Source organism: Bacillus sp. AFS017336, from assembly GCF_002555445.1.
GTDB lineage: Bacteria > Bacillota > Bacilli > Bacillales > Bacillaceae_G > Gottfriedia.
Genome location: NZ_NUCO01000028.1, coordinates 12,776 through 29,010, shown reverse-complemented (window position 1 = coordinate 29,010; position 16,235 = coordinate 12,776). Strand labels below are relative to the sequence as shown.

Sequence of the window (16,235 nt, the reverse complement as noted above, 5' to 3'; positions counted from 1 at the left end):
CTTTCGCTACCTTTCATAAACATCATCTTTATAATTCCTTCACAGAAAAATTAGATATGATCGATTCCCCTTGTTCTAACATTGCGAATCCGATCATTCCTCGATTAAATCGATTATGCTCAAATAAGAGAATTGATTCATTATTAATAGAAAAGCAGATTTCATTTCCTTTGCATTTCAATTCAAACTGATACTCTTCATCATGCTTCCACTCATATGGAATAGAGTGTATACGCTCAATTCCAAAATCGTTCGAAATTAATGAAACTTGATTTTCCCCATCAAAACCGACTTGGTAATGGCGCTCTACTCCAGATGCTCTAAATAGTAGATTGTGAGAGTTACCTTTCTTCGGTAAAATGAATGCATTCATGATTACATCTTTTGTATAATAGTTTCCTGTGAATGAAGCACAGTCTGTTAAACTACTAACTCTCATTTTTCCGTTCTCTAATGTCCACTCACCTCGATGATGAGAAAAAGGAGTTACGCTAAGAAATTCAATTGCTTGTTTTGAAAAATCAATTTCATAGCAAGACTTTCCAAAAATCCTAAATTCATCAATATATAATTTACCAAATGCTCTTTTTGTTAGTTCTGACGGACTTTCGATAATAAATCCTACTTCATCAATTAAATCCCCATCAGTATCTGGAACGACAAATTCAACTCGATTCCATTCATCATTTGTAAGTTTAATAGAATTCAGTTTTACAGTCTCTTTGGAATAAGTATTTCGAATATAAGGTGTTAAGATAAAGTCCTCACCTTGAATTTTATCGGAATAGATTTTTAAAGAAACGCTTTGTCCACTATAAATCTGAGGTGCAAAAGTTGGCTTATATTTTTCATCATTAAATTCTTCTCTTCGGTAGAAAGGTTTATAGAAAACTTTACTACTTTCACCTTTAATCATTCGATCGATAAAGATTTCTAGTGAACCTTTGCTTTGGTACCCATTGTCAGAATTATGTCTTAAGAATGTTTTAAAAGGGAAATCAGTTCTGAATCCATGTGTAGATCCTGGTAATGTGAAATCAAAATAAATTTCTTCTTCTCGATAGCTATTTAATAATTCAACAGGTGGCTCCTGATTTGCCATCTTGTAGCCTAATAGTGCAAGAGATTTAGAGAATGTAGGGATATCTAAAATATTTAAATAACCAGAAACACTTGATGTGGCGATAAAATCATTAATCGGTTTTCGATAACGATCTGCTATTCCGCTGGTTCCAGTGAAAACACCTAAAATTGTTCCAACATTTCCAGCATTACAGTCTGTATCCCATCCACACATCGTTGCAATCTCAATTGTTCTTGCAAAGTCGCCATTTCCATAAAGTAACGATAAGATACACACACCCGCATTTGGTATAATATGGCAGATACCTGGGTATTTGTCATATCCCCATTCGTCCTCAAGATATTGACGACAAAGGCGGAAATCGTTAGGCACTTGCTCATGAAAATCTAGAACTGCTCTAACAACTAGAGCATAAGTAGATTCTTCCGGAATCTCTTTTAAGCCAGCTTCAATAATCTCTTCGATCGATTTTGCAGAAAATGCTTGAGCGATACATGCGGCAATAAATCTCGCACCAAATAATCCATTTTTATCATGTGAAACGCTTGCTGCAATTTCAGCATAATCAGCTGCTTTTTTAGAATTATTAGGAAACAGTAATCCCCAACTATCAACAAATATTTGCCCGCCAATTTGCTCTGCAAGGACAATTCCATTTACTTCAGAAGATCCAGATTTCGGCGCAGATATACCTTTTTTCAAATTATTATAGGCAGTATGCTCCGTGCTAATCCCTTCACCGCCCCACCAAAACATCCCGATTCCTTCACGTGTATAGTTTAACCAAGCTCGACCTACATCTTCTGGTGTTAATTCACGATCTTTCGCATCATCTAATAATGCACGAAGGAAAAATACTGGACCGTTGGCATCATCATCAGCAGAAAAAGTTTTGTAGTCCTTTATATAGCCTTTAATATCACCGTAAACATCTTGAATGATTTCTGGTGTCCACTCTGTTGGTTCAACCGGTGCACCAAGTCGGATTCCAGCATTCATTCCTAAAAATCCAGCATAAACCTTTTCTAAATAATCATTCGAAATCATCTCTTTCACTCCACTTCCGGGTTACCCTTTTCCTCAAAAGAATCTTTTTCTTTGTTCATTAATATGTAAATCTTGCAATATAATCTCTTTTGCAACTTCAGCAAACGTATCGGATAAATGAAGTAGATTCATCTTGTTTGTTGACTCTAAGATTTGAATATCTTCTTGTTCGATAACACTATAACCATACTTAGCTCCAAGAATTACCCCAATCATCACACCAATGGAATCAGTATCACGCCCTGAATTAATACCGTCATAAATAGATTTATAGAATTCTCCATTATTTAAAACAATAAATGCCAGTGCCATTGGTAGTTCTTCAATTGAAAATAACCTACTTGGTGTATAGTGATTTGATGGGATTCCGACCTTTTCTATTTTGCGATGAACATCATCCATCATTGGTGAAAACTTCACGAGAATACTTTGGAATGTCTCGATAACTTGATCCATATCTGCCTGATCTACTCGTAGTTTTCTTGCAGCTTCTGTTAATTCAATAATCGCTTGTTTTGTGCCGTCTTTCGCATATTGAATCGCCGTCTCAACAATTTCATCAATGCTTACATTTTCTTCAAAAGCCTTTGCCACACATGCAGACAAAACCCCTGCTGCCTCAAGTCCATAACTACTTTGATGTCCCATAGCAAAAAGGATTGCTTCATCATAAGCTGCTTTTGGATTACCTGCATTAACTACACCAATTGGAGCAATGTACATGGCTGCTCCACAATTAATCATATTTCCAATGCCACCTTCTCTTGGCTCACAATTAGCCAAAACATGTCGCATGAATATATATTTTTCAGGATAAAACAAACGATCAATAATTAATGCTTCACGACCAAATTCAGGAATATATGTTTTTTTAAAGGCAATTTCTTTCACGAATTCATTCCCAACATCATAGGCATCAAGATGTCTTTTTTCCTTTAAATAAACATTAATTAAAGCTGCGGTCATCAAGGTATCGTCTGTTACGATACCTTGTCCACGCATTTTACCAAGTGTTACATCAAGTGGAGCGTCTTCTTTATACCATCTAGTATTCAATGACTCTACTCGTTTATATTTCTCTTTTATTTCTTTATAGGTAAGCTTTTCAATCGGTGCCCCAAGTGCGTCACCTAAGGCTGTCGAAAGAATAATACCTCTTACACGATCCTTAAACGAAACCATATTAAGCACTCCTTACTTTATTTTGTCATTTGCATATTTAGTAAGCTCATCTCCACCAGCTTTTTTCCATTCTTTCACAAACTTGTCGAAGTCACTTACTGGACGCTTTCCTGTGATAATATCCGATGCGTATTCTTTATAAAGGTTTTCCATCGCATCCCAGTTAGCAACAAATTTCTCTGGTAAAATAAAGGTATTATCTTCAGAATAGGCTTGTTGAACCATTTCTTGAGATTTTAAAGCAGGCTCACTTAATAATGGTGTTTTTAATGGTTGTTCTGTTTTAAAATCTGTTGGTTCCCAATATCTAGCAAACCACTCACTATAATATTTATCAGTTAATGCAATTTGTCCGTTTTCAATCTTGTATTCTTCATTTTCAAATCCTAGACGATCAAGCATTTGACCTTTTGGACTTGCTAAGTAATCCAATACTTTGAAAACTAAATCTTTATGTTTTGATTGAGAAGAAATAGCATATCCACGTGACTCTTTTGTTATATCTGTTCCACCAAAGCCTTGGTAAATTCCTTTTGCAGCAGGTAAAACTTCTAATTCAGCTTGCTTGCCATTCACTTGAGTCATTTTACTGTTGTATAAATCGATTACTTTACCGTTTGTTCCAGTAATGATTGCAGCATCGCCATCATAGAATGCTTTCTCTTTTGTATCCCATTGTTTTGTTAAATATTGCGGATCAAGAATGCCATCTTTATAAAGTTTGCTATAGTAAGCTAGTAATTCTTTTTCATTATTTGATACTTTCGAATAAACATATGTTCCATCACTATTTTTTAACCAAGTTTGATTGATCCCAAATGCCATTTTAAAAATAGAATCTAGTTCTGCAATATCTCCTGCAGCCGTAAGTCCGTAAGCTGGTTTTTTACCACCACCTGGGTGCTTCGTAACTAATTCTTTTAAGAACGCATAATAATTATCCGTTGTTGGATTTGCCATTAATGCTTGTGCGCTAGTCATTTTATCAAACCAGTCTTTTCTAATAACCGGTGTCTTTTGGTCAAGTGGTTTAATCCATAACAAGTAAGGATAGTTGTTTAATCTTTTTTCGTCATACGGTTGAAGCATGTTTTTAATATTCTTCGATTGATCAATATATGGTGTTAGTTTTTCTAATAAATTTTGTTGAGAAATCTGTTGGTCTCCACCTTGGAAGTAGATTAAATCAGGAATATCTCCACCAGTTAATAATAGATTTAATTTTTCAGCATAATCTCCTTGAGGAACTTCTACTAGTTTAAATTTTACGTTTAAGTTTTCATCTCTTTTTAAAGCTTTTTCTAATTCATTGTAATATTTTATTGATGCAGGATTAGATGGCGAATCATCTTTTGCAACAACTCGAATTATTGTCTTCCCATCCGCTGTTTTATCATTTGCATTCGTTTCCTTGTCGTTTGAACAAGCAGCAGTTGTAAATACTAGTAGTGCACTAAAAATTAACATAAGTAATTTCTTCATTTTTTTACCCCCACATAAATTTTAAGTTTTTTTGACCAATTAACTTGTTTAACCATTAGTCTTTTACTCCACCTTCAAGCGCACCCTTTGCATAATACTTTAAGATTAGTGGGTACAGTATTAATAAAGGAATCATTGAAATGATGATTGTTCCGGCTTGTAGAGAAGAAAAATCTAGATTAGCAATTTGTTTATATGACCCACCAGTCAAACTCCCTAGCATTGAAGTATTATCCCTCATCACTACAAATTGTCGAAGCACAACTTGTAATGGCCATTTATGTGGATCTGTAATATAAATAGTAGCTCTGAAATATTCATTCCAGTGATAAACTCCATAGAATAATCCAAGAGTAGCAAGTGCTGGCTTTGATAGAGGTAGCATGATTTTCGTAAAAATTCTAAAATGCCCTGCTCCATCAATTCTAGCAGCCTCTAATATACTATCTGGTACATCTTCAAAGAATCTCATTAAAATAAACAAATAGAATACATTAATTGCCTTGTATAGAATTAAAGAAGAGTAAGTATTAAGTAATCCTAAATTTTTAATTAATAAAAATTCTGGAATCAATCCTGGTTCAAAAACCATTAGAATAATAAGGAAAACCATTATAACTTTTTTTCCTACAAAGTTCGTTCTAGCTAGCACATAGGCTGCCATTGCAGTTAAAAATAGATTTAGCGCAGTTCCAATAACCGTTATTAAAAATGTGTTAAAAATACTTCGTAAAATAAGTGGATTTGAAAGCAATATTTTATAATTAATTAAAGAAAATCCTTCTGGCAAAATACTTAACCCTTTTAATTTATGAACTTTTAAAGGGTCAGAAAGAGACATTGCCAGTAAGTTCAAGATCGGTATTAATATCGATAAAGATATTAAAATTAACACTAGATAGATGGCTATTTTTATCCAATTAACTTTCTTCAAAACCTACACCTCCCTATTACCAAACACCCTTACCTGAAATCCTTTTTGAGATAAAATGTGTTCCGAGAATTAAAACTACTCCAATAACACCCTTAAATAAACTAGCCGCTGTTGCATAAGAGTATTGAGCATTTAAAATACCAATTCTATAAACATATGTATCTAGAATATCAACGACACTAATTACGGAATCATTTATCATGTTAAACACTTGATCGAAACCAGCGTTCAAAAAGAATCCTAAATTTAAGATAAACACCGTTACGATCGTACTTGTAAGTTCCGGTAGAGTGATATATCTCATTTGTTGTAAACTAGATGCCCCGTCCATACGAGCAGCTTCATATAGTGATGGGCTTATTTTCATGATTGCTGCTAAGTAAAGAATGGAGTCCCATCCAGAAGAACGCCACATTTCTGAAAAAACTAAAACCCAGCGAATATGACTTTTACTAGTCATAAAATCAACGGATGGTAGATGGAAAAAGTGACGTATAACATTTACGCCTCCATCAGTTGGATTTAAAAGACTAATCCATATACCAGCAATTACAACCCATGAAAGAAAGTGCGGTAAATAAATGATAGATTGTACGTACTTTCTAAAAGGCCCAGTTCGAACCTCGTTAATTAACAATGATAATATAATTGGAATCGGAAAAATGAAGATGATCTTCATTGAGCTAATAATGACCGTATTTTTTAATACATCCAAGAAAGCTGGTGAGTTGAATAAAAGTTTAAAATGCTTTAAACCAACCCAAACATTGTCACCAATGATCCGATAATCCTGAAAGGCAAGCTTCATCCCTAGCAATGGAATTACATTAAATATAAAGAAATAAACAATTGCAGGAAGAAGCATTAAATAGATGACCCAATCTTTTTTAATTTTCGATAGCGTGGTCTTCACCTTCATGTTTCAACTCCTCTTTCCATAAAAGGTCTACTTCACTTCGATATGGCATACCGGTTTGAGCACCTTTTTTTGTAACAGATAATCCAGCTACAATCGTACCGAATCGAATACTGTCATAAAGATTTTTCTCCTCTGAAACTGCTACTGCAAACGCTCCGGAAAATGAATCGCCTGCACCAGTTGTATCAACAGGTTGTACTTTTATAGCTGGCACACGAACAATTTCTTGTCCATCATAATAAACAACACCATCCGTACCACATGTAATAATTAATTGATTTGGATAGTTGATCAGTAACTCTTCCATTGGAAGCTTACTATCAAAAACGATTTCATACTCGTGTTCATTTGGTGTTAAATAAGTAATCTTTTCAAATAAATGTGCCTTAATTTTATGCGCAGGGGCCGGGTTAACGATTATTATTTTTCCTTTTTCATGTAGAATAGGAATTAAATACTCCATTAACACGATTGGCGTTTCCATTTGGAATAAAACAACATCATACGTAAGCAATCCGTCTAAAACTCTATTAATATAGCTAACATCTGTAAAATCATTAGCCCCAGGTACAACTAGAATTCGATTCTCGCTATTACAAATTTCTATAAATGCTACACCAGTATGGCTTCCTTCAACTAGATTTAAATTTTTTATATCTAACGTTTCGTTTTTCATATTTTCGATAAAGATTTCGCTAATCTCATCTTTACCAACTGAGCCAAATAAAGCTACTTCAGCACCTAATCGGGAAGCGGCTACAGCCTGATTAGCACCTTTACCTCCTACCGATAAAAAGAATTGATTCCCTAAAAGCGTTTCACCTATTTCAGGTAACTTTTCTGCTTCAACAAAATAGTCCATATTAATACTACCTACAACTGCAATCTTCCTCACTAGTCATCTCCGCCTCATCAAAAGTAATCTTCATTAGCGGTGCATGTTGTTGCGCACCATATACATCTCTGTCTCCTACACTTCCTGAAGAGACTTCTCTTTCAATCGTAATTTTGATTCCCAATGCTTGGTCAAAGAAAACAAGATGGTGAACCTGTTCTTTACGTAAATTATATAAATGACAAATTGTCTGTTTCGTAATCTTGCCTGAGTTTTTAACTAGTTGATAAACTCGTTCTGAATCAAATAAAATGTCCAATGTGACTTCAAAAGGACCTGAATTTTTACTTCTAAGTACTTTTGCTAAATCAAATAATGTAACCATTACTCTGCCCTCCTACAAGTACTCAACTTGAAACGGATTATCATTAATTTCCATTAAATGATAGATAGAAAACTCGTATACCGCCCCAAATTCAACATCACTTGGTGCAAATGGAAATGCTAGATTTCCCGCAGTCGACTTGCGCTTTTCATAGCCAAAGTGTAGAAAAGTTGATCTGACTGTTGCACATATACTATTTGCTAGTTCTTGAGTCTTGGCGATTACTTCAAATAACACACCAATTTCATGGCCTTTAAATGTTTCGATTTCTTTTGAGCCAAGAACCGCGTCAATTCCATAATTTAAAAAGTTAATTTTGTAATCGTTTCGGTCAATTTCAGGATAATATTCAAATACTTGTTCCTTTACTCGATCCTCAATTTCATGAATATTTTCAATTAAAATTGGATCCCTGATCCCTGCCATAACAAATGTCCGATATGCAGTCTTTTTTGCACCTTCGAGTTTAATAAATGTAGTATCTTCAGGAATGAATCGGCTATTCGTAACTTCTACAACGCCATTTCCAGCATCATGAAACTCACAATCACTTAAATCTAGTCTAAATCCAGGCCCATGTAATAAGTATGGATGTTCTTTCTCATAAAAAGTATGAGCTGCCACACTAATCGGCGTACATTTTCGTAATGGATTTAATGATTCGACTGTGAATGAATCATCCTTTAAAACTCCTAGAATACTATCCTTTGTCGTTCCAGGTTCCGCACATAATGCACCACATTCTAAAATCTTTCCTAAATGATAAGCTAGTCCTGGGTCTTTTTGATGATAAATTCCAATCGCTGCAAATGGCGATGGATCATAAGCCCGGCCGCATATGATAATATCACTATCATTTTCTAATGCTTCTAAAATTGGTTCGTGTCCCATTTGAGCAACAATTTGAATTGTTTCTTGAATCGTCTCTTCATCTAGTTCAGGGATATTCTTAGTTAAAGGTTTAATTTTATGAGCACGATTTGCCTCAATAATTTCCTCTTGTGTAAAATCAGCCCAAATTACCGCAACCTTAGCGCTTAATTCTTTCTCTTTTAATATCTTTTTTATGATTGAAATCGTTGATTCTACATGTGGGCGCGCTCCCGCTCCACCAGCAGATCCAATAATAATAGGAATTTTTCTTGGAACACCATTTGTTATGATTAATTCTAAATCCTTCATTAATGCCCGTTCACTTACGATCGAAACACCTGCACCTAATTTATGAGGGCCGGCATCCGTAGACCCAGCATCAACAACGATTCCATGTATTTTATCTTTTAATCCATTTAAAAATGAAGTTGCTGGAAATCCATACCCAAGCATCCCACATGGGGACAAGATTTTAATTTCTTCTGACATTTTTATACCTTCTATCATTGTCGATTTTTATGTATGTGTAACCGGTTACATACTCTGTAAAAAAAATGCGAACATTTAGGAGCTTTTTACAAAGATTATATGTAACCGGTTACATAAGATAATCATAATAACGATTCTTAAAAACGTCAATAACTAATTTTAAAATTTTTAGAATTAATTGATTATATTTTTTCACGGAAGTATTTCTATTCATCAAACTAATAATAAAAAATTCTAAAAAAGGTTCCAAAAGTAAAAAACTCATCCATCTTTGAATGAGTTTTACTGTTACTTCTATAGATCAACTTCATTTAATTCACTATCGAATTCTTTCGAACAAAATATACTTAAGGAAGAACCGTCTCAGAAACTTCATCCAATTCTGCTCCATTTGAAGCAATTACCTTTTGAAACCAATAAAAGCTTTTCTTTTTATATCTTTTTAAATCTCTTAAATCCGTTTCATCACGATTTACAAATATAATGCCATATCGCTTTTTCATTTCACCTTGAGAGCTAAGTAAATCTGTTGCTCCCCAAGTCAAATAGCCGAAAACTTCCACGCCTTCTTCCATCGCAAGTTTCATTTGTTCAATATGTTCTTTTACATAATCAATTCGATACTGATCATCTACCGTCATATTTTCATTTAATTCTTCCCTAACGCCAATCCCATTTTCCGTTATAAAAATTGGCAAGCGGTATCTTGCATATAAATCCTTTAATGCGACTCTAAGTCCGATTGGATCGATGGACCATCCCCACTCATTTGCGTCCAGATTTGGATTTGGAGTTACCCCACTTATCACATCATTTTTATTATTTAAATCTGACTTCACGGTCTGGCTTTGATAATAGCTAATACTTATATAATCAACTGTATTTTCTTTTAATAATTCTACATCACCATCTTCAAATGTCGGCATAATTCCCTTCTTTTTAAGCTGACTTGTTACGTAAGATGGATATTCTCCATTAGCAAAAACGTCACAGTAGAAGTCAATTAACAACTCTTTTGTCTTTACATTAGCAATTACGTCGGTTGGTCTGCAGGAAATTGGATATGTCGTTAAATAAGTGACCATGCCAGCCATTTTTCCATCTGGGATTATTTCATGTAGAGCTTTAACAGCTTTAGCATGCGCAATAAATGAATTATGTACAGCCTGATAACTTAATGCTTCCTTATTTTCATCTGTTACTTTTACACCTAATAGTTTTGGCTGAATTAAAAATAGATTTTGCTCATTAAATGTTAACCAATACTTCACTTTATCTCGATAGCGTTCAAATACCGTTCTTACATAGTTTTCAAATAAATCAACAACTTTTCTAGAAGCAAAACCATTATATTTTTTAGCTAATGCTAATGGTATATCAAAATGGTATAGCGTAATTACAGGCTGGATCCCGTTAGCCAATAGCTCATCAAATAAGTGATCATAAAACTGTAATCCCTCTTCATTTGGTGCACCTTCCCCTGTTGGGAAAATTCTTGCCCATGAAATACTTGTACGATAAGCAGTGAAACCTAATTCTTTGAATAAAGCGATGTCTTCTTTATAACGATGATAAAAATCAACTGCTACTTTCCAATCAGAAAATCCTTCTGGATTTGGTCTCGCATCGACGATCGAAGGGCCTTTTCCACCTTCATTCCAAGCTCCTTCAGTTTGAAAGGAAGTTACCGCTCCTCCCCATAAAAATCCTTCAGGAATGATCTCATTATTTGTCGGCATAGCTATTCCTCCATTTTAATAGTAGTCATATTACTTTATGAGATTTCTTGGCCAAACTATTACTTAAATAACGATTTAAAATGACTAATTATTGATCATGCATTCACTAGAAAAAAGCACCGTTCCATATTGGACGGTGCTAAATTGATCGAATTAAATTTCATACTTTGTTGACTTCGTCTTAGAAGAAATTGAATGTTTAGAGACAATTCCATCTTTATTCACTTTAATACCATGCAACGAGCCACCATAAGCCGCTGCGCCATCGATACAAATCTTCGTTTTACAAGGTGAATACCAAATATCAAATTTGCCTTCTGTTTTATGTAATATTGATGTCGGAGTATGGCCAAATATAAACGTTTTATCTGTTTCATTTTTTCCGTAATGGAATGCATCTCGAATCCAGTAAAATTCTTTATCTGTGGTATCCTTCCAATCTGCGAGATTTAAGTCTACCCCAGCATGAACGAAAACATAATTTTCCCATTCAAAATACAATGGTCTGTTTTTTATAAATTGTAATTCCGACTGAAATTGCTCCTTCATTAATTGTGCTACTTCACTAGGACCTCTTTTATTTGTAATTTCAAATTTAAAAAATGAATGAATTGTTTCAATTCCACCCTGTCCATAATAATACGTTTCTTTAAACTCTGGTTGCTCAAGCCAGTCCAAAAGCATTTGCTCATGATTACCTAAAATCACAACCGCTCCATACTCTTTCTCTAATTGCTGCGCTTTTAACAACACCTCATATGGATTCTCACCACGATCCACTAAATCTCCAAGTAATACTAACTGTTCATTATCCGAATTCCATTTTTTTAATAACTTTTCTAATTCATTAATGCTGCCATGAATATCTCCAATTGCAAATACCGTATCTTTGTTCATAAAATTAAATCCTCCATAAACCTATTATTCCCATTAAATTATTTAAATAATATAAATAGTTTAACAAATGTAAAAGTAAATAATCTAACTTATTGCCTTTATAAATATTGAAATATAATTTCATTGCCTAAGAATAAGCTAGGATAGTTTTTTTACCATAGGGAATAATGAAAAGGTAAATTTTTGATAAAGGGGATTTTTGAAATGAGTAATGAAAACAAAGATTTAAATAACAATGACTTTTTTATTGCAGATTTAACTAGTGATGCTAAGAGTAAGATTGAGCATTTGGAAGATGAATTGGATATTACTTTGGTTGCTTATGATTGTAAGAAGTGAGTTTTATGTAGAGTACTCGTTAATGAGTACTCTTGTTTATTTTGTTCTATGGAAGTAAAAAATGGTTATATGTATTTATTAAACTTATACTAATAAAACAACTGCTCTTTTTATAGGTCAGTCATTATAATAAATTTTACGAGTAACTTAATTAAACAAAAATGTGAAGAATATGCTTTTTGGTATTCTTTCAATAACGATAAAACAGCCAAGCACTTCAAAAATGCTTGGCTGTTTTTCTCATAATCCATGCAATTCATTAACCGCATGCCGGGTTTTCGTAATTTTGTCTTTAGACGATTCAATATTAATTGATGCATACACGTAATACAATACATCAATAATGAAAAATTGGCTCAGTTTCGAAGTCGTCGCAGCACTTCTTATTTTTGCTTCAGGGGCTTGTGAGGTGAACAAGTTAAAATCGCAAAGATCTGATAGCTTACTTCGCCCGAATCCGGTGAGACTGATGGTGATTAGTCGATTTTTTTTGGCAACCTTCGTGAGTTCCATCACTTCTTTTGTTTGGGCGCTATATGAAATACCGATAAATACACTTCCTTCTGGTGCATTTGCAATGGTCATGGCCAGGACGTGTAAATCACTCATTGCATAAACATTTTTCCCCATTCGTAACCACTTTTGAGCAATATCTTCTGCGACTAATGCTGATGCACCAACACCAAAAGCAAAAATGACTGGTGCGTCGTAAAGTATTTTCGCGGTCTTTTCAATCGTAATTGAATCAATTTGATTTGCGCTATCTCTTAATGATTGAATCGCATTGGAGAGCATCTTTTCAACGAGGTCGGAAGCATTCTCATTTTTATCCAAATCATAATAACCAGTTTTTTGTTCTTGTGCGAGATCAGCTGATAATGCCACCTTTAATTCTGGGAAACCCTTTAATCCCATTGAGCGACAAAACCGAACAACAGAAGCGCTACTTGAAGAAGATTGCGCCGCCAATTCATGCACATTCATGAACATCACTTCATTCGGTGAACTAAGAACAAACTTGGCAACTTTTTGCTCAGCCTGCGTTAATTTAGGCATTGCGTTCTCAATTCTAGATACTATTTCACCAATACTCATCCTAACGCCTCCACTACTTCCTGTACAATATCTATGTACTCTGTTCAAACCGACGATTCACTTGGAATAAAACGGAATGGATAACCTGATTTTTGTAAAAAAGATAACAGAGAAAGATCTTCTTTAATCACATACCCGATGACATTGACTCGTTCATCTGGGGGCAACTGCTTCAGTGTGATCTGAAACTCTCCTTTGTACCTTTTATATTTGTCGTTATCAATAGTAAGTGTTCCGATCGGGCGTTCAACACAATTAGCCGGCTGTATGCTTCCAGTAAATTGCCTGCGTGCATCTTCGGAACGGATAACGTCTCTTGCGATATCGGGACGGTTATGATGCACATGATCCCAAACATGCGAGTGTTTCTTATCTTCTACACGAATTAAGACAATTCCTTCATTCCATGACATAAACTGTTGCAAAGTCTGGTTACTAAGTGACAAGTCCCCGATAACCGCTTGATCGACGAATGCCTCAGATAGTAATTCGAAATAACTAGAAAAAGGCGAACGATTTCGATGTTTCTCTAATGTAGGCAAACCCTCGTGTAAAGGACCTCTTAAATCGCCGTCACCTGGAATAAACGCAACGACCTTCAATCCTTGAGATTTTAACCATTTGTTCTTTTCTTTAAAAAGAGAAAGTGATAAACCAGTTTCAGGTCTAGGATAATAATTATGCCATGCTTCAAGTGACGCAAAATCAGCATGACATTCTCTTAACTCGTTTAAAAATGCACCATCAATTGTACTAGCATTCAGCGCGATTAACCATTCGTGGGTTAATGATGCAATGTCCGAAACATTCATCCCAAAATCAATTCGCAATCCAGTTACACCACTTTCTTTCAACTGAGCCAGTGAAAATGATTTAAATGCTCTTGGTGAAACGTCTACCATTAGTGTCATTTGATGAATTTTTGCGAACTCTCCAATTTTACGTAACGGGGTCAGTAGGTCGGAGTTACTTTCCTCAGGAATCTGAAGGGATGTAAAAATCGTATGAAATCCGTTTTCTCTCATATGCTTGAGATAGTCGATTGTTTGTTCGATTGGTTGTTCAGTTAATGAAACGAGTACGCCGCTCATAGTATGCTCCTTTTTTCACTTTTTTTGTTAAAAATAAAATCCTCGCATAATCACTCACGACTTAAAAATCACGAGCATCCTATGCGAGGTTGATGAATTAGAACGAAAACGTATCTTGCACTTCTACTGTCTCTTCTGCCTCAACAGATTCTCTGGCTTTTTTCGGTACACCAAAAAGGTAAGTACAGACGAATCCAAAAACATAAGCCGTCAAGATGCCAAGTAAATAAATCCACCATTTTCCATCAGCGATTAATAAACTAAGTTCCAGTCCACTAGCGCCAATCCCAATTGCCCCTACATTGCCAAAATGGCCGATAACTGCTCCGCCAAATCCTCCGCCTAAACAAGCTGTCACAAACGGTCTACCAAGTGGAAGTGTAACGCCATAAATAAGTGGTTCACCGATTCCAAGGACACCAATTGGTAATGCCCCTTTAATAATATTGATGAGTGGTTTGTTCTTATAGCAGCGTACCCAAAGCGCTAAAGCTGCACCAACTTGCCCTGCCCCAGCCATCGCTAAGATTGGTAATAGAACTGTTACACCTGTTTTATTAATAAGTTCAATATGAATAGGCGTCATAATATGATGTAATCCAAGCATAACCATGACCAACCAAATACCACCAAGTATAAATCCTGCAAATGCTCCGCCAACAGATAAAGTCCAATTAACTGCAGTAAGTAAGTGAGTTTCAACGAATCCTGCAAAAGGCATAATCAAGAAAATCGTGATTAATCCAGTAATAACAACACTCAGAAACGATGTCAAAATGAGATCAATTGAATTCGGTATGATTTTATGCAATCGTTTTTCAATTCGCGATAAAATCCAAACAGCTAACACAACCCCAATGACGCCACCTTGCCCAGGGATAAGTGCATCACCTGTAAATAAGTTTTTAATCGGTAGTTCCGGATTCATCCCAGTTAAAAGTGTCGCTCCACCAATTAATCCACCAAGTGGAGGGCTCGCTCCAAACTCTCTAGCTGAATTGATCCCGACATAGATTGCCATATAAGCTAATAAACCACTTTGAATGACACCAAGAACTTGTTTAAATTGAATCCAACCTTCACCAGTTAAGTGTCCTGATGTGATAAGGTTACCAATAATTGCAGTGATCCCAGCAGTTAAACCAGCCGCTAAGAATGCAGGTACTAATGGAATAAAAATATGTGCAATTGCTTTAAAGAAATTTTTTATCGGCGTATTGTTCTTCTTTTGATAGTTTTCTTTATTATTCGCTGCAATTCTGGCAGCTTCTTCAGCACGGGAATTACCATTTTGAAGTGGGATTCTCTCCCCCATTTTCACACCACTTACAAGAGCAATTTCATTCGCTACTTTCGTTACTACTCCCGGACCAACAACGATTTGATACGTAGAATCCACTATTACACCTAAAACACCTGGAACTTTCTTTAGCTCATCAATGTTAGCTAGTGACTCATCTCGTAAAGTGAGGCGCACACGTGTCATACAGTGTGTTACAAGTGCGACATTTCCAATTCCCCCAACTTTACTGAGAATAGCTGATGCCAATTTTTTTTCTTTTTCCATCTTCCTAACCTCCCCTTCATCCTATGGTTCATCATTGAATGCGTCCGTTTATTAAGTACGACCGGTTGTATGAGGCGAATTCACAATGCACCCTTCCCTTAATGCAAAATAGTTGTTCAAATTTCATTTCTAACAAAATAAGAGCTATAAACAAATAAAAAATTCTGAATATACTTACAATATAAATCATCCGTAATTATATTTCAATTGAAATCGTTTACATTGTAAAAATATTTCATTTAATCTAAATTTCCGATTGAGTCGGTTTACTATACTT

At 35.1% G+C, this 16,235-nt stretch carries 14 protein-coding genes; 1 reads left to right on the top strand and 13 read right to left on the bottom strand.

The window, feature by feature from the left end:
* Window positions 1–28: 28 nt before the first annotated feature.
* The 10 genes from CN601_RS17165 to CN601_RS17120 form a co-directional block, all read right to left on the bottom strand.
* Window positions 29–2,131, bottom strand: coding sequence for an ADP-ribosylglycohydrolase family protein (locus CN601_RS17165; protein ID WP_098171768.1), 2,103 nt, complete (start codon window positions 2,129–2,131; stop codon window positions 29–31).
* A gap of 33 nt (window positions 2,132–2,164) precedes the next feature.
* Entirely contained in the window at window positions 2,165–3,313 is a 1,149-nt protein-coding gene (locus CN601_RS17160) for an ADP-ribosylglycohydrolase family protein (RefSeq protein WP_098171767.1), read from the bottom strand.
* A 12-nt stretch (window positions 3,314–3,325) separates the two neighbouring features.
* Window positions 3,326–4,795: an extracellular solute-binding protein gene (locus CN601_RS17155; RefSeq protein ID WP_098171766.1), complete on the bottom strand. Its 1,470-nt coding sequence runs from the start codon at window positions 4,793–4,795 to the stop codon at window positions 3,326–3,328.
* Between the two features lie 55 nt (window positions 4,796–4,850).
* A complete protein-coding gene (locus CN601_RS17150; RefSeq protein ID WP_098171765.1) occupies window positions 4,851–5,729 on the bottom strand; it encodes a carbohydrate ABC transporter permease in 879 nt (292 codons plus the stop codon).
* A gap of 16 nt (window positions 5,730–5,745) precedes the next feature.
* Window positions 5,746–6,648, bottom strand: coding sequence for an ABC transporter permease (locus CN601_RS17145; protein WP_098118533.1), 903 nt, complete (start codon window positions 6,646–6,648; stop codon window positions 5,746–5,748).
* Entirely contained in the window at window positions 6,617–7,543 is a 927-nt protein-coding gene (locus CN601_RS17140) for a ribokinase (protein WP_098171764.1), read from the bottom strand. Before CN601_RS17140 ends, CN601_RS17145 begins: the two co-directional genes overlap by 32 nt.
* Window positions 7,518–7,868: a DUF4387 domain-containing protein gene (locus CN601_RS17135; RefSeq protein WP_098171763.1), complete on the bottom strand. Its 351-nt coding sequence runs from the start codon at window positions 7,866–7,868 to the stop codon at window positions 7,518–7,520. Before CN601_RS17135 ends, CN601_RS17140 begins: the two co-directional genes overlap by 26 nt.
* Window positions 7,869–7,880: 12 nt before the next feature.
* Window positions 7,881–9,230, bottom strand: a complete 1,350-nt coding sequence (locus CN601_RS17130) for an acyclic terpene utilization AtuA family protein (protein ID WP_098171762.1) — start codon at window positions 9,228–9,230, stop codon at window positions 7,881–7,883.
* A gap of 347 nt (window positions 9,231–9,577) precedes the next feature.
* Window positions 9,578–10,969: a glycoside hydrolase family 1 protein gene (locus CN601_RS17125; RefSeq protein ID WP_098171761.1), complete on the bottom strand. Its 1,392-nt coding sequence runs from the start codon at window positions 10,967–10,969 to the stop codon at window positions 9,578–9,580.
* 153 nt (window positions 10,970–11,122) lie between these two features.
* Window positions 11,123–11,866: a metallophosphoesterase family protein gene (locus tag CN601_RS17120; protein ID WP_098171760.1), complete on the bottom strand. Its 744-nt coding sequence runs from the start codon at window positions 11,864–11,866 to the stop codon at window positions 11,123–11,125.
* A 204-nt stretch (window positions 11,867–12,070) separates the two neighbouring features.
* On the opposite strand from CN601_RS17120, the gene CN601_RS27610 reads away from it, so the two are divergent.
* The gene (locus CN601_RS27610) at window positions 12,071–12,205 is read left to right on the top strand and encodes a hypothetical protein (protein WP_257131733.1); all 135 of its coding nucleotides are present in this window, start codon (window positions 12,071–12,073) and stop codon (window positions 12,203–12,205) included.
* 240 nt (window positions 12,206–12,445) lie between these two features.
* Here CN601_RS27610 and CN601_RS17115 read toward each other — a convergent pair whose 3' ends face one another.
* The 3 genes from CN601_RS17115 to CN601_RS17105 form a co-directional block, all read right to left on the bottom strand.
* On the bottom strand, window positions 12,446–13,300 hold the full coding sequence (locus tag CN601_RS17115; protein ID WP_098171759.1) for a MurR/RpiR family transcriptional regulator: 855 nt from the start codon (window positions 13,298–13,300) through the stop codon (window positions 12,446–12,448).
* 44 nt (window positions 13,301–13,344) lie between these two features.
* Complete coding sequence (locus CN601_RS17110) at window positions 13,345–14,391, bottom strand: DUF871 domain-containing protein (protein ID WP_098171758.1); 1,047 nt, start codon at window positions 14,389–14,391, stop codon at window positions 13,345–13,347.
* Between the two features lie 97 nt (window positions 14,392–14,488).
* A complete protein-coding gene (locus CN601_RS17105) occupies window positions 14,489–15,958 on the bottom strand; it encodes a PTS transporter subunit EIIC (RefSeq protein WP_098171757.1) in 1,470 nt (489 codons plus the stop codon).
* Between the last annotated feature and the right edge of the window lie 277 nt (window positions 15,959–16,235).